Origin of the sequence: Clostridium sp. 'White wine YQ', assembly GCF_028728205.1 — a bacterium.
GTDB lineage: Bacteria > Bacillota > Clostridia > Clostridiales > Clostridiaceae > Clostridium_T.
Genome location: NZ_JAQYUU010000001.1, coordinates 2,112,228 through 2,133,380 on the forward strand (window position 1 = coordinate 2,112,228; position 21,153 = coordinate 2,133,380).

The window sequence follows — 21,153 nt, forward strand, 5'->3', positions numbered from 1 at the left end:
TCACCATTTTCATGGTGAGTTTAACTTTATAGTTTTATTAAATTTAATTCATTACAAATCTCATCTAAATCATTATAGCTATTAGTTATTTCTATTATTCCAGCATTAAGATCATCTATTGCTGCAAATATTTCCTCCATTGCAGCTGCTGTAGTTTCTACATCTTCACTGATATTATTTACTGAACTTAATGTATTTTTCATAGTATTTTCAACTACAGCTGACTGAGCACTGACATCTTTTGAATGATTAAGCACATTAGTTGTATTAATATTTACATCTTGGAATAATATCTTAACATCACCTGTGTGTTTATTACATATTTCAATAGATTCTTTTTCCTTAAGTATTTCTTCTGCAACTACTTTAGTTTTATTCGATATATTACTCAATATTACCTCAACCTTATCTGTAGAAAACTTGGAATCCTCTGCAAGCTTTCTTACTTCCTCTGCAACTACTGCAAACCCTTTACCATGCTCCCCTGCTCTTGCTGCTTCTATTGATGCATTAAGTGCTAAAAGATTTGTCTGTTCTGATATTTCTGTAATGCTGTTTATAATTTGAACAATTTTTGTAGTCTCCTCACTTAATTCATTTATCATATCTACTACATTTAAAATATTTGAATTAACCTTATTCATTTCTGAAGAAAGTATATCTACCTTGCTTGTACCTTCTGAAACTACATTCTCAGTTGATACTGATAGAGTTTCCATAGTTTTAATTGCATTTGAGACTTCTCCTACTTTTTCTACACCTACTGTACTTGAAGTTTTCATATCATCCATTATATTTACTTGTCTTGATGCTCTATCTGCAACCTCGCTTGTAGCTGTTGTTATTTCTTCTGCTATTTGCCCAGTGACAGTAATTCCACTTTTAATCTTTTCATTTGCTTCTGTTAATGTCTTAATAGTGTCATAAATTTTATTTAATAACATTTCCGCCTTTGCTTTTGCATCGTTTGTTAACTTGTGTTCTTCATCTAAATTCTTATAAACAATCTTTGTCATAACTGCATTAATTGATAATATAGCTGAACCTGCAACAACATATAACACATAAAATACTAATTCTTCATATCCTACTGAAATAAACAAAGTAGTTTTATATGTTAAAAAGAAATAAACTATAAGTGCTATACTTGTTATGGCTTCTAATATTGTAGCTCGTAAATCTTGATATACACTAACTAATATTACTCCATAGTAAATTAAAATAAAATTTGCCCAGCTTGGATCTGTTAAAAACATTATACATATAACTACTGTATACATACATATTGTATAAAACATTGTCGGAATAACATATTTTGCTTTTATTAATATTAATGCAATCAGCATTAAAGGGACAGATATCCCAATAAGAATTAATATTGACTTTGTATCTGTCTTTAAGAAAATATCAAAAACCACTCTTAATAATACTGATAGCAAAAATCCTACTAACATGATTTTATTTTTTAGATCTACATTTTTTTTATAATCCATTAATCTTCCTCCATCTTAGCTATAATTAATATTTCCGCATATTTATTAATTATAGTTAATTTTCGTATGCTTTTCCATAAAATTTACCATGTTATTCTATTTTTTGATACTTTATAACATTTAACTAAATATTTCATTGATTTTAACATCTCTGCCATTCCACAAAACTCATAATTTTACATTAAATACCTAAAGTAATTAAAATTACCAACGATATAGATATATAATTATTATTTTTAGAAATATTTAATGTAGGAGTGATAGAAATGAACGTAAAAATAAACAGAATAGAATATTACCATCCTGAAACAAAATATTCAAACGAATACTTTATGAAGCATTTTTCAAAGCAAGGAACAGATATATCAGGGCTACTTGAAGTTACAGGAAGAGATTCAAGATATATTTCAGAGGACTTTCATGAAAATTCTTTAACTATGGCCATCAAAGCTTCAAAAAAGGTAATACAAAATGCAAATATTGATGCAAATGACATAAACTTAGTAGTATTTGTCTCTACAACTCCAGAATTCTTATCACCTACGAATGCTGTGAAAATTCATGAAGCATTAGGTCTAGGAAAGCAAGCAATTGCATACGATATGAATGGAAATTGCGCAGGAATGATAATAGCTGTTGATCAAGTCAGTAGAATTATGAAAACTAATGATAGAATAAAATACGCATTAGTTATTGGTTCTGACCAGTTGGTTAGATATTCTAGAAGAACTGAAGCCATTACTTATTCTAATTTTGGGGAATCAGCTTGCGCTATTTTACTAGAAAATGTAGATTGTCATCCATCAGACTTTATAGATAGCTCCTCTTATGTGGATAGCTCATTAAGTGGATATATAAATTTTCCACCCTCAGGTTTTTCTAAAGTTCTACCACTAGATAAACATACCGAAAAGAATAATAGAATAATTGAATGGATTGATTTTGATACTGATGAGGCTTTTGCTAGTTCAGTTGATTCAATTAATGAAATTCTTGATAGAAATAACCTATCAAAAGATGATATTAAGCTTTATTGTTTATCTCAGTTTGCTAAGAAAAATATTGAATTAATCCAAGAAGCCTTGAAGGAACCTGACCATAAGTTTCCTTTTGTCGGAAACAAATTTGGATATACAGGAGTTACTAGTCCATTTATTGCACTTACTGATTCCATTGAAAAAAATAAAATTAAACGTGGTGATCACGTCATTCTTTGGACAGTAGGAGCAGGTGTTGTTGCTTCATGTATACTTTTAAGGTATTAATTACACTTTAAAATGTATTTTTTAAAGTTCACCAAATAACTTATTTATGAATCAATAAATTAAATATCCTATAAAAAACTAAAAAACTTCTTCTAGTTACTCAATATACTAAAAGAAGTTTTTTTAAAATCTATAAAAATTCTACATTATTCATAATAACAAACCACAGGGTTTCCTACTTGAATACTATTAAATACTCCATTTGCAACATAGTATGGAGCATTAACGCAACCATGGGATCCATTTGTCCTATAAATATTCCCACCAAACGCACTTCTCCATCTTGCATCATGAATTCCAATTCCTCCGTCAAAGGGCATCCAAAAGCTAACAGGTACATTATAATCTTCCCCTTTTAGCATAGTGTTTGTCTGCTTATATTTTATCCTATAGACGCCCACTCGAGTTGAATGATTTTGACTTACATTACCTGTAACAACATCTCCTTCAACAATTAATTTTCCATCTTTATAAAACCATAAATGTTGCCTTGTCATATTTATTTCTACATAGGTATTCCCTATATCATTTCCGTCATGCGATACCGCTGTTTGTGAATATTTTGGCTCCCTATCTACTGTTTGTCCTTCCTTAACAGATGCTATCAAATTCTCAACTTCTTTTGATTTATCCACTAACCAACCATAATCGCCACCACTGATTTTTATAGTAGTTCCCATTGTTGTATGAAAATCTCTTTCTTTTCCAACTGTATTCAAACCATCAAAAAGTGTATCTAGATATTTTTTTATATTTGCTTCATCAAACACAACTTCAAAGTTTTCATTAACTTGAAGCCATTTATTTATAATTGTTCCATCTACAATTTGTTTCTTTGATCCTAAGTTATAAGTAACTTTGGATGATACATATTTATTAAGCAAGTTTTGAGTATCTATTACCTTTTGTGAAGCTGCAGTATATTGAGGTTTTTCGTAGCAATTTGCTGATTCTAAACTAATTGTCTTATCCATATTGTTTATAGCCTCTGCTAACTTTTCTTCTAGAATACTCTTATTTAACTTATTACCTTTAACTTCATCTATAATTGTATATTTATTATTCTCATATTTGAAACTTGGCTCTTTAGGCTCAACTATGCTTTTACTTGTTAAACATTCTAATCCTTCCAACTGCTTTTTTAATAATTCCTTATCATAAGATATACCTTCATTTATTTTACTATTACTAGAATTAAAAAATGCTGAAATCCATCCAAAAGGATTCTGTCTTTCTTTTAGTTTTTGAATTGCACCATTAGACTCATACTTTAACTTAATATCTGATCCACTAATCTCTTCTTTCTTACCATCTCTCTCCTCTATCACTAACTTATATGCTTCAAGTTCAGAAGGTAACTGCTTTTCAGCTTCTACTACTGTTTTGCCAGAAACACTAATACTATTAACCTCTGATCCAAAATACAAATGATTTGTAAAATAAATAGTCATTCCTAAGTATATAATAACCAAAATACCTATAGAAATTATGATACCCTTTATTGTTTTTGTACGTTTATTTTTTTCCTTCTCCAATATGCCGTCCTCCCCGAATCATTAATACGAATCTTATAATTTTTAATTGTTAATGTAATATTTTTAATAAGTAATGCATATATAAAACCTCATTTCAAAAACTATACTCTATATTTATGAGATGACTTTCGTATATATAATTCAGTTAAAAAATTTCATATTTTTGAAAGAAAAAACATCAAGATGATAATATAAAAAAACCATCACAATAATGTAATGGCTTTGACATACTATTTTATTCTTTTATAACTATTTAACATTTAACTCTTTCTTTAAGTCTATATATATTTGATTTACTCCTATAAACCAATTTTTATCTTCTGAATACTTTGTATTTATCCATTTGAATGCATCCTCATTTTTAGGCCTATCTTTGCATAAATTTATTATTGTCACACATGCTATCTTGCTAGCATCTCTAATATCTGTGTTATAATTTTTCCAGCTTGTATACACATTAAAAGGATTGTTCGCTATTTTATTGGCATCAGCTTCATCCTTAGGTACAAAACCTTGCTCTTGACCTGATACGGCAAATAATATTAATGGATTCAAGTTATATTCCTTAGATACAGTTATTATTGTTGTAAAATAAGGTTCTTCAGCTAATAAAGAATTTTTTCCATTTAATATTTCCTTTAACTTATCTTTATTAATATTCTTATATTTAAAATCTTCTGGTAGATTAGATTCTTTCCATAAATCTGATTTTATTTCCGAGTTTACATCTTCATTTCTAATGCTGTTTTCTATACTTGAATTTTCTAAATGGGCTTTTATTCTTCTATTATTAATATTATATATACTTATGATACCTACCGTAATTATTGTAATAGTTAAAAATGAAAGAAATATCTTTTTTTGATTAAGTATTTTAACAATAGTTTTATTAGCTATTTTTATATTTTGTGCACTATTATAAGTTACTTCACTTAATGCCTCATTCTTTAATAAATTATCACTTACTACCTCTTCCAAAGTAATTTCACGAGTATTATTGTTCTTATGGAATAACTCTAACTCTGCTTTAGAATCATCATTTTTTATATGTAAGCTTGTCCATTTCACAAGTGTATTTGCATAATTTTCTGACTTTCCTTCAAGTGATATGTAAGTTTTAAATATATCTGCTAAAGATGTAGTATCTGTTTCCCCAGATATAGTATTCCTTAACACTTGTATTTTTATTTCGTGCTTATATTCAGTTTCAAGTCCTTCTATGCTTTTATCTAGAACTTGGTGAACTGCTCTATTTAAAACAGCCAACTTTTCTTTTTTTGTATAGTCTACATACTTTTTTTCTATATATTCTCTTAACTTAAGTATATCTTGCCGATCTATAACTTTTTTTGCCCCTAATTCCTTCATTACATTTTCCATGATAAACTCCTATATGCCCCTATATAAAAATAATTATACCATAATCTCTCATAAACACTTTCGTTAAATAATAGAAATCCACTACAATTATTGTCGCAGTGGATTTCTTTTTTATCTAATAATTTTTTCTTTTGTTAATATATTTCAAGAAAATTAAATGCTCAACTTTTTCGCATGGTAAAACTTTAATATAGTGAGAAGAATATACAAATTCCTTTCCGATATATGCTTCTATGGTGTAGTATCCTGGTGGAATATTATCAATAAAATACTTTCCACTTTTATCAGATTTAGTTTTATATACTGGATATTCACTATCATTTCCAAAGTATAATAAAATAGTTACATCTGGGACTATACTATTATACTTATCTAAATAGGTCATTCCAGTAATCTTTCCTGAATAATCTTTCTTTTCATCACTGAGGACAAGATTTACATTCTGAGAATTAAGTTGTAATGGATTTGCAACTACGCTTTGTTCTTGATCTAGATCTTGTACATTCTTTTGATGACTTTCTTGATTACTTAAACTTGCTTCTTTCTCACTTAGAACTTCAACTTCCACTTCTTCATTACTTGGTTTATTATCTCTGCTCATATTTCACCTCCTAAGCTAAGTTCTTAAAACTATTTGACTTAAACTTAAGATCCTAAATATGTTATAAACATATTTAGATTAAATTCTTTTATTTGTTAAAAACATAGTGGAGAAAATCTCCACTATGTCTACTTTAGAATAATTTATATCTTACCACTTAGGTCCGTCTTTTTTCTTATCTATATCTATATCTACATCAACACGTTTTTCTGCTTCAGCTTTTGCTTTTGCTTTTGCTTTTGCTCTTGCATCTGCGTCTGCATCAGAATATGAGTCTGCATCATTATCAGCATCATTTTCTGCTTTTTGTCCTTGATATTGTCTTTGAGTGATATAGTTATGATTAATTTGTTCATTGTATTGTTTTTGTTTGTGGTATTCTTTTTCTACATCTACAGTTTTAGTTTCAACTTCAGCTTCAGCATCTGCTTCTGCTCTAGCTTCTGCTCTAGCTTCTGCTTCAGCCTTTGCAAATGCTAATGCAAATGCTGCTGAAAATGCTAGTGCAAATGCTCTAGGATCTATACTTGTTCCCATATAACCTAATATAGAACTAGTTACTTCATCTCTAATTTTATTAATATCTACTGCCATATCCCATCTCTCCCTATAATTTTATTAGATAAACTTCTTGTCTATCTAATTTATAGTATGCATTTATGTAATTTTACGTTACATAAAAAAACTAAAAATTTCGAGATACAGTTATTTGCTTTATTGGATGAAAATTACATAAAACTTATGTAACTAAACTTTATGTTCACAATAGTTGAATTCTGATAAAAAATCGTGCAAATTACTTTTCTTTTGCACGACTTTTATTTCTATTATAAACTTCTATTTATAACTTTTTATAATATTACAAATGCTATCTACAACTTCTATTTCTAAATCAGAATATAAAGGAAGTGTAAGAATTCTTCTTGAAATATACTTTGCTATAGGAGTTTTATTAGAATCATACATTCCTCTATAGCAATCAAATTCATTTGTTAATGGATAAAAATATTTTCGAACATGAATGTTTTCTTTCTTTAACGCTTCATAAATTTCATCTCGATTAAATCCTTTATCCTCATTTAATACAACTGGAAAATATGCATAATTTGAATCAACATTTTTTTGATTTGCTACTAAACTAATCCCTTCTACATCCTTCAAGTTTTCTATATAACGTAGGACTACCTTTCTCCTTTTTTCTATTTCCTGCTCAATATATTTCAAGTTACACAATCCCATTACTGCTCTAAATTCGTCCATTTTTGCATTTGCACCAATGCAATTAATATCTTCTTCACCTTGTATACCAAAATTTTTCAAACTATATAACTTTTGTTTAAGAGAAGCACTATTATGTATAACAGCGCCTCCTTCTATTGTATTAAATACTTTTGTAGCATGAAAACTTAATATTGAAGCATCACCATATGATACTACACTTTTCCCCTTAAACTTTACCCCAAAAGCATGAGCTGCATCATAAATTACTTTTAAATTGTGTTTCTTAGCAATCTTGTCGATTTCTTCAACATTACATACATTCCCATATACGTGAACTGGGATAATTGCACTAGTCTTTTCTGTAATCAAGGACTCTATCTTTGTTATATCAATAGTATAATCAAGTGAATTAATATCACAAAATACAGGCTTCAATTCATTTCTTACTATTGCATGTGTGGTAGATATAAAAGTAAATGGAGTAGTAATCACTTCACCTTTTAATCCCATTGCCTGAATTACCAATTCTAAAGCCATGTGTCCATTTGTTATAAGAGAAATTTCTGGTACATTTAAATACGCCTTTAATTTATTTTCTAATTCATTGTGATACTGTCCCATATTCGTTAATCTATGACTATTCCATAGTGGTTTTATCATTTTTATATATTCCTCAAAAGGAGGCATAGATGCTTTTGTTAAATATATAGACTTTTTCATGATAACCCTTTCTTATTTGGTATAATTCATATTTCAATAAATTTCTTTTATCTATCCTATAATATATGATTTTTCCAATAGCACTGTTACATTTAAAAGTAAACTAACTACTAACATTAAAGCCAATATAATATCTATATTATTTAAGAAAAAAGATTTACTGAGGAGATTAATTATAGGTAAGTACCTATTGGAGATAAAAATATATAAAAAACTTAAAGTAAGTTATAAAAAGCTTATTGATACTAATATCAATAAGCTTTTTAATTTTTAGTTAGTATAACTCTTATTTTTTATTACCGAGAGAATTACTCTATTAACCAAATTTTCTATAATTCTTTTTTATTAATTTTAATATCAAGGAAATAAAATAATGATATAATGTGCTAGCTATAAAAATAACAATAATTAATAATATAAATCCAAAATTGTGTACTGCGTTATAGTTATCAAATATTTCATAGAAAAAAATATGTATCATGTATAACTCAAAAGAGCATACTCCGATTACCTCAAAACATTTAAGAATAAGTTTCATCTTTAATTTTTCTAACATACCGAATATAAAAGATAATATAAAAATTAACATTGGAGTGATAAAAACAAAAGGATACCACCACAATCCATATTTCCATAGATAATCTGCTTTATAAGTTATAAAGTAATATAAACTTATTAAACCAATTAAATTTAGAATTAGCAAAGCTACCAATTTATTTAAACTTATTTGTTTTTCCTTTGTATAATTATGTGCAAAATACATACCTATTACAAATATCGGCAATCTGGATATAGCTATCAAATTAAATTTACCAAAAAAACAAATGCAACTAATAAAAAATACAACAATCATTTTAAACATACTTTTATATGGATTTTTACTTTTACTAATTATTAAATATAGAATAGGAGATATTAAATAGAATAGAAAAATATCTTGTACATACCAATTAAATTGATTTTGTAAATTACTCCAGTAACCGAACATAAATATATTACCTAAAGCTTCTCTAATACTTATTCCACCATTAAAGAATTTTTTATAAATTATCCATATGGAGATAAATGGTAGATAATATGGCAATATTCTTTTTATTCTTCTTTCATAAAAATTAAGTACGTTTTCCCTATTTTTTTCTAGTGACAAATATACTCCAAATCCAGATAAGAATATAAATATATCTACCCCACCGTACCCAACTTTTTTTATAAATGAAATTACATTACTAGAATAAGATATTTTCGCATGAAAAAGCATAACCCATAGAATTGCTATACCCATAAGCTTATTTCTATATTTACTTATGACTGAATATTGAATCATTTATAATCTTATTCCTTTCTAATTTAAAATATCAAAATTAGCTATAACCTATATACGTAGTTTCATTAATATTTTATTTAAAAATATATATCAGAAAACTCAACGTTAATAGCATTTATCAATCTACTATCAGCATCTAGGAAAATTTCTATTTCCTTTTCAGTTATCTCTTCTTTAATAGGTAGGGTTACTGTAAATGTGCTTCCTATATCAACTTCACTATCTACCTTTATTTTTCCTTCTAATATTTCAGTCAGTAGCTTTACAATGGCTAATCCTATACCACTGCCCTCTGCCTGCCTTGAAAGATTACTATCGACTTGTCCGAATCTTTCAAAAATCATCTCATGCTTTTCTTTTGGAATCCCTATACCTGTATCACTAACTGAAATATCTAAGGTCTTCTCCTTTGCATTCTCATTAACATTAACAGTTATACTTCCACCTTCATTAGTAAATTTAATTGCATTTGATAGGAGATTTAAAACTATACGTTCATATTTCTCATCATCAATTGCAGTCTTACTGCTATCTACATTAGTTTCAAAACATAAGTTAATCTTTTTCTGACCTGCATATTCCTTTACTGATTCAATAATTGATTTAGTCAAGAATACAATATCAACATTTCTCAAGTTTAATTTATATTGTTCTGAATGTAATTTAGTAATATCTAATAAGTTGTTTACAAGTCTTAACTGCCTAAATGTATTTCTTTTTATACTGGTAATAAGATTCCTTACCTGTTTAGGAATTAACTTAATATAAACATGCTCAATTAATTGTATAGCTGAATAAATTACATTTATTGGTGTCTTAAATTCATGAGTAATAGTGGTTATAAATTCATCCTTCATAATAAGGTTTTTTTCAAGAAGTTCTCTTTGCTTTTTTTCTGCCATATATAATAATTCCTGTTGTTTATTAATTTTACGATTTTGTTTTCTAAGTAATAGTTCGCGCTCTACTGCATCAACAACAGTAGTTAATGTAGTTAAGAAAAATGGGTTGTGAAGTATCACTGCAGTCATTATACATATGCTGCCTAACAAATTATCATCATCCGAATAATGAAATGGTACCCCATAACAAGCTGTACCATGTAAAAATGTGTGATAGTGATTACTTCCTATTAGTTGTATAGGATGATTTTGTTCAAGAGTTAAACTAACAACATTCGTGCCCATATCCTCTTGGGTGAATTGTATACCTGGCTTAATTCCTAGCTCGGCCATAGTTCCTTTTATAGCTTCATCGCCTAATGTTTCTAATAAATAACCATTTTCATCAGAAACAGCCACTAATATAGGAGTACTTTTTTCCAAAGATTTAATTATCTTATCACTAAAAAATGTTACAACTTCTAGTATTTCTTTATAATCTTCTTTCTTTCTAGCTAGCTCTACTTCTGTCATAACACTTTTAGGCATCCTAGGTTCATTAGGATCCATTCCTAATTCTTTACACTTATTTTTTGATTCACTTATATAACTAGCCTCTTCTTCACTCATATGTTGTAACATATATTCTTTGTACCTCCTGAAAACCAAAATCAATTACAAACCAATATTAGGATACTATTTCAATAGCTAATCGTCAAATAAGTTCCTATAAAATTTACTAGTAATTTGTGTAATTATATAAAAATCTAATAATTATAGCTAAAAAGCAGACTTATTTCTATTTAAGTTTTGTTTATCATATACAAACCTGAAAAAGCCATTTTACATATTATGTAATTTATGGTAAATTTATTATGTAATGTGTTTAGACTTTACAGTATAAATTAATAAATTCAAAAAAGGGGGTAATTTATTTTGCTAAAATCAAAAATCATTGGATTGGTGACAGCTGCAGTAGTAACTTTAAGTACAACGGGTACTTTAAACATTAAACAATTTACATCAAGTACTATACCTCAAGATTCTGAAGCTATAACAACCATTGAAAAAGATGGTGACCTAGCTATAGCTAATGATGATAAATTATTAGCTATGCTAAAGAAAAACGGAACAATTCCAAATAATGCAACCACTGAAGAGGCGAATAAAATTCTTAAGGATTATTTATCAAAAAAAGAAGCTACATCTAATAATAATCCTTCACAATTAGATTCTAAATCACTTCAGGGCTTAAAAACCTATGGAAAAGATGCTATTAAAAATGGAAAATTACAGAAGACCTCTGATAAAAAGAAAAAGAAAAATGATCCTCAAACATCCTGGGATGGAAGTGTTACTAAAGATAAAGCACTTGTTCTATTAATAGAATTTCCTGATTTACCTCATAATACGCTAACTTCTAATGATACCGATATGTATTATAAAGATTATAGTAAGGCCCATTATCAAGATATGATATTTGGAAGCAATGGTTATACAGGACCTAACGGCGAAAATTTTGTTTCTCTAAAGCAATATTATGATCAACAATCAGGTAAGAGTTATGATATCGAAGGAGACGTTTATGGTTGGTACAAAGCCAGTCAACCAGCTGCTTATTACGGTGCAGATAGTGCTACTAGTAATAATGTAAAAATTCGTGATCTTATAAAAGAGGCCTTAGTTGATGCTTCTAAAGATGCAAATCTTGATGATTATGACTTAAAAGACCCTTATGACTTAGATGGAGATGGAGATCTTAATGAGCCGGATGGTATAATTGATCATCTAATGGTAATTCACTCTGGTATGGGACAAGAAGCTGGTGGTGGAACACTAGGTGATAATGCAATATGGTCTCACAGTTCAAAAGTATATGATATAGTTAACGGTTCTGCTGTTCCGTTTAACATTCCTGGAACAGATATGTCAGCATATCCTTATACTACAATGCCTGAAGATGGAGCTGCAGGTGTATTTTGTCATGAATTTGGCCATGACTTAGGGCTACCTGATGAATATGATATAAATTATTCTGGTAAAGGTGAACCTATTGGTTATTGGTCTATTATGTCTAGTGGAAGCTGGGCAGGAAAAGTACCTGGAACTGAACCAGTAGGCTTTAGCCCATATGCAAAACAATATTTTCAAAAAACCTATGGTGGAAATTGGGCTCATGGAAATTCAGTTGATTTATCAGAGCTTACCACTAAAGGTAAGGAATATACTCTAGATGCTTCTAGTATAAAGGCTGAAAATAATGACTTTGTTAAAGTTACACTTCCAAAGAAGGCTACAACAATCACAACTCCATACAGTGGAAGCTACCTATACTTTAGCGGAAAAGGGAATGATTTAAACAATTCTATGACAACTAGTATAGACCTAACAAATGCAACATCTGCTGATTTTAACTTTAAGACTTGGTATGATATTGAACAGGATTGGGATTATGGCTCTATCTTAGTACAAGAGGATGGCACTAATACTTGGACAAGCATTCCTGGAAATATCACTACAACTACTAATCCAAATGAACAAAATCCTGGAAACGGCATTACTGGTAAGTCTAATGGGTGGATTGATGCAAACTTTAGTCTTAATCAATATGCTGGTAAAAAGATAAATCTAAAAATAAATTATTGGACTGATGTTGCTGCAGAAATGGCAGGTTTCTATATAGATGATATAACTCTAAATGTTAATGGCAAGGTATCCTTCTTTGATAATGCTGATGGAGCTTCTTCAAACTTTACATTTGATGGTTTCAGTAAAAATGATGGTAAAAAACTAACAGACCAATACTATCTACTTGAATTAAGAAATCACTCCGGTGTTGATAAAGGTCTTCAAGATATCAAACGTGGATTAAGCCTTATGAACTATGAACCTGGACTATTGGTATGGTATTCTGATGAATTATATAGCGATAATATAGTTGCAGACCATCCTGGTCATGGATTCCTAGGCGTTGTAGATGCTGACCAAAAAATATTAAAATGGAGTGATGGTTCTATTGCAGATACAAGATATCAAGTGCATGATGCGACCTTCTCAACAAACAAGGATCCAAAAATGTTTATAGATTATAGTACTCCTGGAGACCCTCTTACTCTAAGAGATGATTCAGATTCTAAAAATCCAGATTTCTTAGATAAAAACACTTATATTACTAAAGAAAACCCTGATTCAGGTCTTATATTACCTCAGTTTGGAATTAAAGTGAATGTAATTGATCAAACTGATGACAGTCGTAAAGCAAATATAGTTGTTAAATTAAGATAATCTTTTTAATTCAAAATAGCTTGGATAGATTGTCCAAGCTATTTTTTCTACATATTATTTAATAAGTAACTTTTATTTTTTTATATATAATATATAATAGTAACATATAGGGTTTTAAGTTCAACTATTAACTTATTCATGCCTGAAAATGTCCAAAAACCGACATTTTCAAACAAGAATAAGTTAAGTTTCCTATCAAAAACCCTATAACATATATTAGGGGGAATTTTCTATGAATAATTTACTTACAGAAGAAAATATGAAGAAATTAAGAGATGAATTAGAATATAGAATGACAGTAAAAAGAGCTGAAATTGCTAAGGAAAAATTAGTAGCTGCTGCTCATGGTGATAGATCTGAAAATGCAGAGTATAAAGAAGCCTGCAGAAACTATAGAGAAAATGATAATAGAATCCAATATTTAATGACTATGATTTCAACTGCAACACTAATAGATGATAATGGTACTGATAAATCAGTTCTGGGGATTAATAGTAAAGCTCGAATAAAATTTGTTGAAGATGATGAAGAAGAAATCATAACATTAGTAACTACAATGGATTTAGATCCTGAGAACATGCTAATAAGTATTGAATCTGACTTAGGAAAAGCTTTATCTGGAAAAAAAGATGGGGATATTGTTGAAGTTAATGCACCTGGGGGAAACTATACAGTTGAAGTTTTAGAAATTCTTTCATAAAAAAAGATGACTAATGTATATAGAACATTAGTCATCTTTTTTTATATATTTAATTCTTATTTCTTACTATAAAATTAATAATCTTATAAATAAAACCATTCTTAATATTTATATCAATAACAATATGGTCTGGATTAATAAGTCTAAATATATATATTGTTATAAATAAAACTACTCCAATTACTACTAGAGTTACGAACATCTTATGAGATATCCTATCTCTAAATAAAAATAATAAAACATAAATTGGCGGCAAAAAAAATAGTGGATGATAGTAAAATGCACCATTTAAGTCTAAATGAATTACTCTAATCCAGGCTCTAGTCATTCCACATCCTGCACATGAAATACCTGTTAGAAATTTGATAGGACAACCAATCCCTACTATTGTTAAAATAGCATACACTATGGTTATAGAAAATCCAATTTTAATTAATTCAATTATCTTTAAATTCTTCATGTTATTCTACCCATCCATAATCTATGTTGTATCTTCCTCAAATAAAAACATCTCCTATATCTATAATGAATTAATGATAAAAAGGAGCTGTTTTTATTTATATTTAATTTCTAAATTTGTTCATGTTTTCTAAAGTGTAATTGCAGTTTCTAAAGCAACTTCTATCATTCTAGTGAATGTATTTTGTCTTTCTTCAGCTGAAGTTTCCTCACTAGTTACTAAAGAATCACTTACAGTTAATAATGCTAATGCATCTACATTATACTTTGCAGCGATAGTATAAAGTGCTGCTGCTTCCATTTCTACTGCTAAGCATCCAAAACTAGCCCACTTCTTCCATGCTTCAGGATTATCATTATAAAAAGTATCAGTACTAAACACGTTTCCTACCTTTGGATCAAATCCTTTTTCTACAGCTATGTCATAAGATTTTTTCAACAATTTAAAACTAGCAGTTGGAGCAAAATCTATACCGTTAAATCTAATTCTATTAATATTAGAATCAGTAGATGCAGCCATAGCAATTACTAAATCTCTTACCTTAACTTCTTCTTTATAAGAACCACAAGTCCCAACTCTTATTAGATTTTTAACACCATAACTTTGTATTAATTCGTTAGCATATATAGATATTGATGGTATACCCATACCTGTTCCTTGAACAGAAACTTTCTTTCCTTTATATGTTCCTGTATAACCATACATTCCTCTTACTTCGTTATAGCATATTACATCTTCTAAAAAGTTTTCTGCTATAAATTTAGCTCTTAAAGGATCTCCTGGCAATAATATAGTTTCTGCTATTTGACCTTCTTTTGCATTAATGTGTACACTCATTTTTATTCCTCCAAATTATAATTTAGATTAACTTAAGTGAAGAATTCCGAAATCGCTTTCACTTTAATCTTAAGAACCACAATATTAATTTATCTTGAGGGAGTCTAGTTTATAAAATATCTTTTAAACTCCTAACTGAATTTTACCATCTAATAAGTTAATTGCCAATACTATTGTTTTTGAAAATCATACTTAAAATATAATTGATTATTTATTACTAATATAACTTGACATAGAGTTGTCATGTTACATTATGTATACTTATATATGAGGTGATTTTAATGCAAATTAGTAGGTTATTTCAAATAATATATATTCTATTAGAAAAAAAATCTGTAACTGCCAAGGAATTGGCTGAGAATTTTGAAGTGTCCGTAAGAACAATTTATAGAGACATAGATGCCCTATCTGAGGCTGGAATACCTGTTTATTCAACTCAAGGTAAAGGTGGAGGAATTTCACTTATTGAAAACTATGTATTAAATAAATCTCTGCTATCCCATGTAGAGCAAGATAAAATTCTTATTGCCCTTCAAAGTTTAACAGCTACTGGATATCCTGAACTCAAGGATACTCTCTCAAAGTTAAGTAGTTTCTTTAATAAAAGTAATACCAATTGGATTGAAGTAGATTTCTCTAATTGGGGAAAATATGATAAACAGAAAGACATTTTTAATATCCTTAGAAATTCAATATTAGAAAATCGTGTAATTAATTTTTCTTATTTTAACTCCATAGGAGAAAAAAGCAATCGCAATGTTGAACCTTTTAAACTACTCTTTAAAGAAAAAGCCTGGTACCTTATAGGATATTGTATTGAAAAAAGTTCAGTTAGAACTTTTAAAATAACACGTATGGCAGATGTCTATATTACAGAAAAATCTTGCACACATGCTGATCTACAAGAATTTTCACATGAACCTGCAAAGGATTTTTCTACAAAGAATATTAAAATCACTTTGAAAATTTCCTCTGAAGGAGCTTACCGCGTATACGATGAATTTCAAGAAAAAGAGATCAAAAAAAATGAAGATGGTTCTTATACTGTAATTAGTTCAATGCCTGAAGGTGAATGGCTTTATAACTACCTTTTATCTTTTGGTACTATGTTAGAAGTAATCGCCCCTGAAAATATACGAGATGAAATGGCGAAACGACTAAATAAATTAATAGCTAAATATATTTTCTAAACTTGACCCATTGTGGTCAAGTTTAATTTTTTATACTAAATATGTAATCTAAATACTAAGTAAAGGAGATTTAATTATGAATTATATTTCACAATTTGATATTAGTAAAGAACTTATTGGGAAACGTGTACTTGTAACAGGAGGAACTAAAGGCATAGGAAGAGCTATTGTTGATCGCTTACTAAATGCAGGTGCAACTGTAATCACCACTGCTAGAACTATTCCTGAAGATCTACCTAGCACTGTAGGATTTATTCAAGCAGATGTAAGCACGCAAGAAGGCACTGAAAAAATCATTAAGGAAACTTTAGAACGATTTAAAGGGCTAGATATTTTAATAAACAACGTAGGCGGATCTTCCTCTTCAACTGATGGTGTTCTATCATTAAGCGATGAAGATTGGCTTCAAACCTTTAACCAAAATCTATTTTCCTCAGTACGCTTAGATCGTGGATTTTTACCCTCTATGATTAAGGAACAAAACGGAGTTATAATTCATATCTCATCCATTCAGCGTAGACTTCCAGGTAAGATGACTATGGCGTATTCAGCTGCTAAGGCTGCATTAACCAACTACAGTAAAAACTTAGCTACACAGTTAGGTTCCGAAGGGGTGCGCATAAATACAGTTGCTCCTGGCTTTACAGAAACAAAAGCTGCCGAACGCCTTATCGAAAGAATGGCTCAAGGTTCTAAAAGTGATTATACTAGTGCCCGACAGGAATTAATGGATTCTCTTGGAGGTATACCACTTGGGCGCCCAGCAAAACCTGAAGAAGTGGCTGAACTTGTAGCCTTCTTAGTGTCAGATAGAGCTTCATATATTACTGGCTGTGAACATATTATCGATGGCGGAATAATTAGAACCATTTAACATTTCATTATTAAACATTATAGGAGGTAATTATGATTATTAATAATTTATTATTAAAATTAAAGAATAGGGATGAGGATACCATTAGTAGAACTCAAGAAGTACTTATGAGTATGAAAGGTAAAATAGAAGTTCTGTTAGATATACAAGCAGAAGTAAATATCCGTCCCGGGCAAAGTAACTATGATTTAATTCTTATTACTAAATTTGCATCTTTAGAAGACCTAGATGCATATCTATCTCACCCTACTCATCTTGAGGTGGCTAAATTTATTGAAAGTGTTTTGGATACTCAAGCATCTGTATGTTATAGTGTTTAACTATTTTCATATACTAAAAGCCCATGAAAATCTATTATTTTGATCTTCATGGGCTCATTTAAGAATTAAATAAATTCCAATTTAAAATATTTTATCGATTCCTAAAAACTCCTCTTCACTTAAAAACTTTATGCTATGCCCTTTTGCATTTAAATCTATCGCTTTTTTAAGCTTATTGCTCATTTCTTCTCTATTCATATCTTTTATATCCTTAATATTTGTTACTAAAACTGTTGTCTTTTTAGTAACTGAACTTCCGGTACTCCCTCCTAATTTTCTAACCAATCTCATGGCTTCTTCTCTAGACATAGACGATAGTTTTCCAGTAAACACTACTACTTCATTTTTATATGAGTCTAATTGTAATCTATCCACTACATTATCTTTTTTAGGATAATAGATTCTATTAGAGGTTTTCGCTACCCTTCCTTTAGTTGAAGATGGCTTATATATATCCCCTTCTACTTTTCCAATTGATACTCCTATTAGTCTAGATATTTCATTAATATCTGTACATTCTAATTCCTCTGATATATTAAGTAGTATATTACTACACGCAAGTGCATCATATAGTGCATCATGGTGCTTAAATTCATATCCTAAAAAGTTATTTACAGTATTGAGCTTTGCATTTTCTATCCCTTTATAAAAGTTTCTAGCAAGCTTCATTGTACAAATATATTCAAAACTAGGAAGCTCTATATTATACAGTTCTGCACACTTTCTTAAAACTGATATATCAAAAGATGCATTATGTGCTATAACTAAATTTCCATGAAAATAATGTTCTATTTTTCCCCATACTACATCAAATTCCGGTTCATTTTTAACCATGCTTGGTCTTATTCCATGAATTCCGATATTAATTGGCATAAACCTCATTTCCACTGGTTTTATTAAGTGATGTATTCTTTCCACTACTTGTCCATTTTTTACTACTGCAATACCAATAGAGCATGCACTACTTCTTTTTTCATTTGCTGTTTCAAAATCTATCGCTATAAAATCCATTTCTTTTCTCCAATAAATAGTATTAATTTTATATTACTTTACTCATTATAATAAGAATTTCTCTCTTTTGCATTACAATATTTATTAATAAGATAAAAAAGTATTGACAAAAGATATCAAATCAGTTTAAAATTAATCCAAGAAAAAGCGATGATGGAGAGAAGTAAAAAAAATATTCACCAACAGTGAGCTGGGGATGGTGTGAACCCGGTGGCAGAGTTTTTTTGAATAACACTCCGAAGCTGCAAACTGAAATATCAATAAACTATTCTTAGAATATTTTAGATAAAGTAGGAGCGCCGTAATCCATGCGTTATTTGGGCACCAGTAGTAGCTGGTAAGAGAGACCAAAATGGTAATTTAGGTGGCACCGCGGATAAGCGTCAATTCGTCCTATTATTTATAAGACGAATTGACGCTATTTTTATATACGTAGGAGGGCTATTAATATGTGTACAATTATGTGTTATACAGGAACAGACATGAAACATGAAAAATTTGCTGAGGCTTTACAAAGAACTGAACTTAGAGGACCAGATATGACAGAAATACTTACTCTACCTTCTGGTATTTTAGGATTTCAAAGACTTGCTATAATGGATTTAAGTTTTAGTGGAATGCAGCCATTCACAAGAAAAAGAGATGCATCTATCTGTAATGGAGAAATTTATGGATTTCGTAAATTAAAAGAAGAACTTATATCAAAGGGACACAAGTTTATTTCTGACAGTGATTGTGAAATATTACTTCCAATGTACCTAGAATATGGATTAGATATGTTTGCAAAACTAGATGCAGAATATGCAGCCGTTATCTATGATGGGGAAAAAGATACTTTCATTGCAGCAAGAGATCCAATTGGAATTCGTCCTCTATTCTATGGCTATTCTGAATCAGGTAAAATCATGTTTGCCAGCGAAGCGAAAAATTTAGTTGGTCTTACAGATAAAATTATGCCATTCCCACCAGGACACTATTATGCGGATGGTAAATTTACTTGCTACTCTGATATAGCAAAAGTAGAAGGCAATTACTGCACTGATGATTTAGAAGTTATTTGCAAAGGGATCCATGACAGATTGGTAGCTGCTGTAGAAAAACGTATGGATGCTGATGCTTCTGTTGGTTTCTTGTTAAGTGGTGGACTAGATAGTTCATTAGTTTGTTCAATTGCTCAAAAAATGTACCCTGAAAAACCAATTAAAACTTTTGCTATAGGTATGGCAGAAGATGCAATTGACTTAAAATATGCAAAAGAAGTTGCTGATTATATTGGCAGTGATCATACTGTTGTTTATATGACAAAAGAAGAAGTTCTTGAATCACTTGATGAGGTTATTAAAATTCTAGGAACCTTTGATATTACAACAATAAGAGCTAGTATGGGAATGTATTTAATTTGTAAGAAAATACATGAAATTTCCGATGTTAGAGTACTTCTAACTGGTGAAATTTCTGATGAATTATTTGGATATAAATATACAGATTTTGCTCCAAGCGCAGCAGAATTCCAAAAGGAATCACAAAAGAGAATTAGAGAACTATTTATGTATGATGTACTTCGTGCAGATCGTTGTATAGCTTCAAACTCTTTAGAGGCAAGAGTACCATTTGGTGATTTAGATTTTGTAAAATATGTTATGGCTATAGATCCAGAAAAGAAATTAAACACATACAACATGGGAAAATATCTTTTAAGACATGCTTTTGAAGGTGACTATCTTCCAAACAATATTTTATATCGTGAAAAAGCTGCATTTAGTGATGCTGTAGGACACTCTATGGTAGACTATTTAAAAGAATACGCTGAAGCACAATATAGTGATAGAGATTTTGAAAGAAAATGTGAAGAGTATAAATATCATGCTGCTCCATTTACAAAAGAATCCTTACTATATAGAGAAATCTTTGAAAAATACTATCCAGGACAAGCAGAAATGATAGTTGATTACTGGATGCCAAACAAAGAATGGGAAGGCTGTAACGTTAACGATCCTAGTGCTAGAGTATTATCAAACTATGGTGATAGCGGAAAATAATTTAAATAAAACCCAGG

General features: G+C 29.5%; 18 protein-coding genes and 1 other annotated feature. Of the genes, 7 read left to right on the forward strand and 11 right to left on the reverse strand.

Features of this window, described 5'->3' with window-relative positions; translation table 11 throughout:
- Positions 1-26: 26 nt before the first annotated feature.
- Positions 27-1,493 carry a methyl-accepting chemotaxis protein gene (locus tag PTZ02_RS10590; protein ID WP_274227750.1) on the reverse strand — a complete coding sequence of 489 codons (1,467 nt, stop codon included), beginning with the start codon at positions 1,491-1,493 and terminating at the stop codon, positions 27-29.
- Between the two features lie 266 nt (positions 1,494-1,759).
- Here PTZ02_RS10590 and PTZ02_RS10595 point away from each other — a divergent pair, with 266 nt between their 5' ends.
- A complete protein-coding gene (locus PTZ02_RS10595; RefSeq protein WP_274227751.1) occupies positions 1,760-2,758 on the forward strand; it encodes a ketoacyl-ACP synthase III in 999 nt (332 codons plus the stop codon).
- 146 nt (positions 2,759-2,904) lie between these two features.
- Here PTZ02_RS10595 and PTZ02_RS10600 read toward each other — a convergent pair whose 3' ends face one another.
- From PTZ02_RS10600 to PTZ02_RS10630, 7 genes are all read right to left on the reverse strand, one after another.
- A complete protein-coding gene (locus tag PTZ02_RS10600) occupies positions 2,905-4,293 on the reverse strand; it encodes a L,D-transpeptidase family protein (RefSeq protein WP_274227752.1) in 1,389 nt (462 codons plus the stop codon).
- Between the two features lie 249 nt (positions 4,294-4,542).
- Positions 4,543-5,673, reverse strand: coding sequence for a hypothetical protein (locus tag PTZ02_RS10605; RefSeq protein ID WP_274227753.1), 1,131 nt, complete (start codon positions 5,671-5,673; stop codon positions 4,543-4,545).
- Between the two features lie 115 nt (positions 5,674-5,788).
- Positions 5,789-6,274, reverse strand: coding sequence for a carboxypeptidase-like regulatory domain-containing protein (locus PTZ02_RS10610; RefSeq protein ID WP_274227754.1), 486 nt, complete (start codon positions 6,272-6,274; stop codon positions 5,789-5,791).
- 150 nt (positions 6,275-6,424) lie between these two features.
- Positions 6,425-6,868, reverse strand: coding sequence for a hypothetical protein (locus PTZ02_RS10615; protein ID WP_274227755.1), 444 nt, complete (start codon positions 6,866-6,868; stop codon positions 6,425-6,427).
- Positions 6,869-7,111: 243 nt separating this feature from the next.
- On the reverse strand, positions 7,112-8,215 hold the full coding sequence (locus PTZ02_RS10620; protein WP_274227756.1) for a DegT/DnrJ/EryC1/StrS family aminotransferase: 1,104 nt from the start codon (positions 8,213-8,215) through the stop codon (positions 7,112-7,114).
- A 316-nt stretch (positions 8,216-8,531) separates the two neighbouring features.
- On the reverse strand, positions 8,532-9,539 hold the full coding sequence (locus PTZ02_RS10625; protein ID WP_274227757.1) for an acyltransferase family protein: 1,008 nt from the start codon (positions 9,537-9,539) through the stop codon (positions 8,532-8,534).
- A gap of 77 nt (positions 9,540-9,616) precedes the next feature.
- The gene (locus tag PTZ02_RS10630; RefSeq protein ID WP_274227758.1) at positions 9,617-11,062 is read right to left on the reverse strand and encodes an ATP-binding protein; all 1,446 of its coding nucleotides are present in this window, start codon (positions 11,060-11,062) and stop codon (positions 9,617-9,619) included.
- A gap of 294 nt (positions 11,063-11,356) precedes the next feature.
- Here PTZ02_RS10630 and PTZ02_RS10635 point away from each other — a divergent pair, with 294 nt between their 5' ends.
- On the forward strand, positions 11,357-13,705 hold the full coding sequence (locus PTZ02_RS10635) for an immune inhibitor A domain-containing protein (protein WP_274227759.1): 2,349 nt from the start codon (positions 11,357-11,359) through the stop codon (positions 13,703-13,705).
- A gap of 232 nt (positions 13,706-13,937) precedes the next feature.
- Complete coding sequence (locus PTZ02_RS10640; protein ID WP_274227760.1) at positions 13,938-14,405, forward strand: GreA/GreB family elongation factor; 468 nt, start codon at positions 13,938-13,940, stop codon at positions 14,403-14,405.
- Between the two features lie 49 nt (positions 14,406-14,454).
- On the opposite strand, the gene PTZ02_RS10645 is transcribed toward PTZ02_RS10640, so the two are convergent.
- Together PTZ02_RS10645 and deoD are read right to left on the reverse strand one after the other, a co-directional pair.
- Positions 14,455-14,865: a DUF2752 domain-containing protein gene (locus PTZ02_RS10645; protein ID WP_274227761.1), complete on the reverse strand. Its 411-nt coding sequence runs from the start codon at positions 14,863-14,865 to the stop codon at positions 14,455-14,457.
- A gap of 129 nt (positions 14,866-14,994) precedes the next feature.
- Positions 14,995-15,702: a purine-nucleoside phosphorylase gene (gene deoD / locus PTZ02_RS10650; RefSeq protein WP_202768191.1), complete on the reverse strand. Its 708-nt coding sequence runs from the start codon at positions 15,700-15,702 to the stop codon at positions 14,995-14,997.
- Positions 15,703-15,983: 281 nt separating this feature from the next.
- Between deoD and PTZ02_RS10655 the strand changes: the two genes are divergently transcribed.
- From PTZ02_RS10655 to PTZ02_RS10665, 3 genes are all read left to right on the forward strand, one after another.
- A complete protein-coding gene (locus tag PTZ02_RS10655; RefSeq protein WP_274227762.1) occupies positions 15,984-16,892 on the forward strand; it encodes a helix-turn-helix transcriptional regulator in 909 nt (302 codons plus the stop codon).
- Between the two features lie 76 nt (positions 16,893-16,968).
- Positions 16,969-17,766, forward strand: coding sequence for an SDR family oxidoreductase (locus PTZ02_RS10660; RefSeq protein ID WP_274227763.1), 798 nt, complete (start codon positions 16,969-16,971; stop codon positions 17,764-17,766).
- 32 nt (positions 17,767-17,798) lie between these two features.
- Positions 17,799-18,086: a Dabb family protein gene (locus tag PTZ02_RS10665; RefSeq protein ID WP_274227764.1), complete on the forward strand. Its 288-nt coding sequence runs from the start codon at positions 17,799-17,801 to the stop codon at positions 18,084-18,086.
- 81 nt (positions 18,087-18,167) lie between these two features.
- Here PTZ02_RS10665 and PTZ02_RS10670 read toward each other — a convergent pair whose 3' ends face one another.
- Positions 18,168-19,097: an exonuclease domain-containing protein gene (locus tag PTZ02_RS10670; RefSeq protein WP_274227765.1), complete on the reverse strand. Its 930-nt coding sequence runs from the start codon at positions 19,095-19,097 to the stop codon at positions 18,168-18,170.
- A 141-nt stretch (positions 19,098-19,238) separates the two neighbouring features.
- Positions 19,239-19,496 (forward strand) — a binding site (T-box leader).
- Positions 19,497-19,546: 50 nt separating this feature from the next.
- Between PTZ02_RS10670 and asnB the strand changes: the two genes are divergently transcribed.
- Entirely contained in the window at positions 19,547-21,136 is a 1,590-nt protein-coding gene (gene asnB, locus PTZ02_RS10675) for an asparagine synthase B (protein ID WP_274227766.1), read from the forward strand.
- Positions 21,137-21,153: the final 17 nt, after the last annotated feature.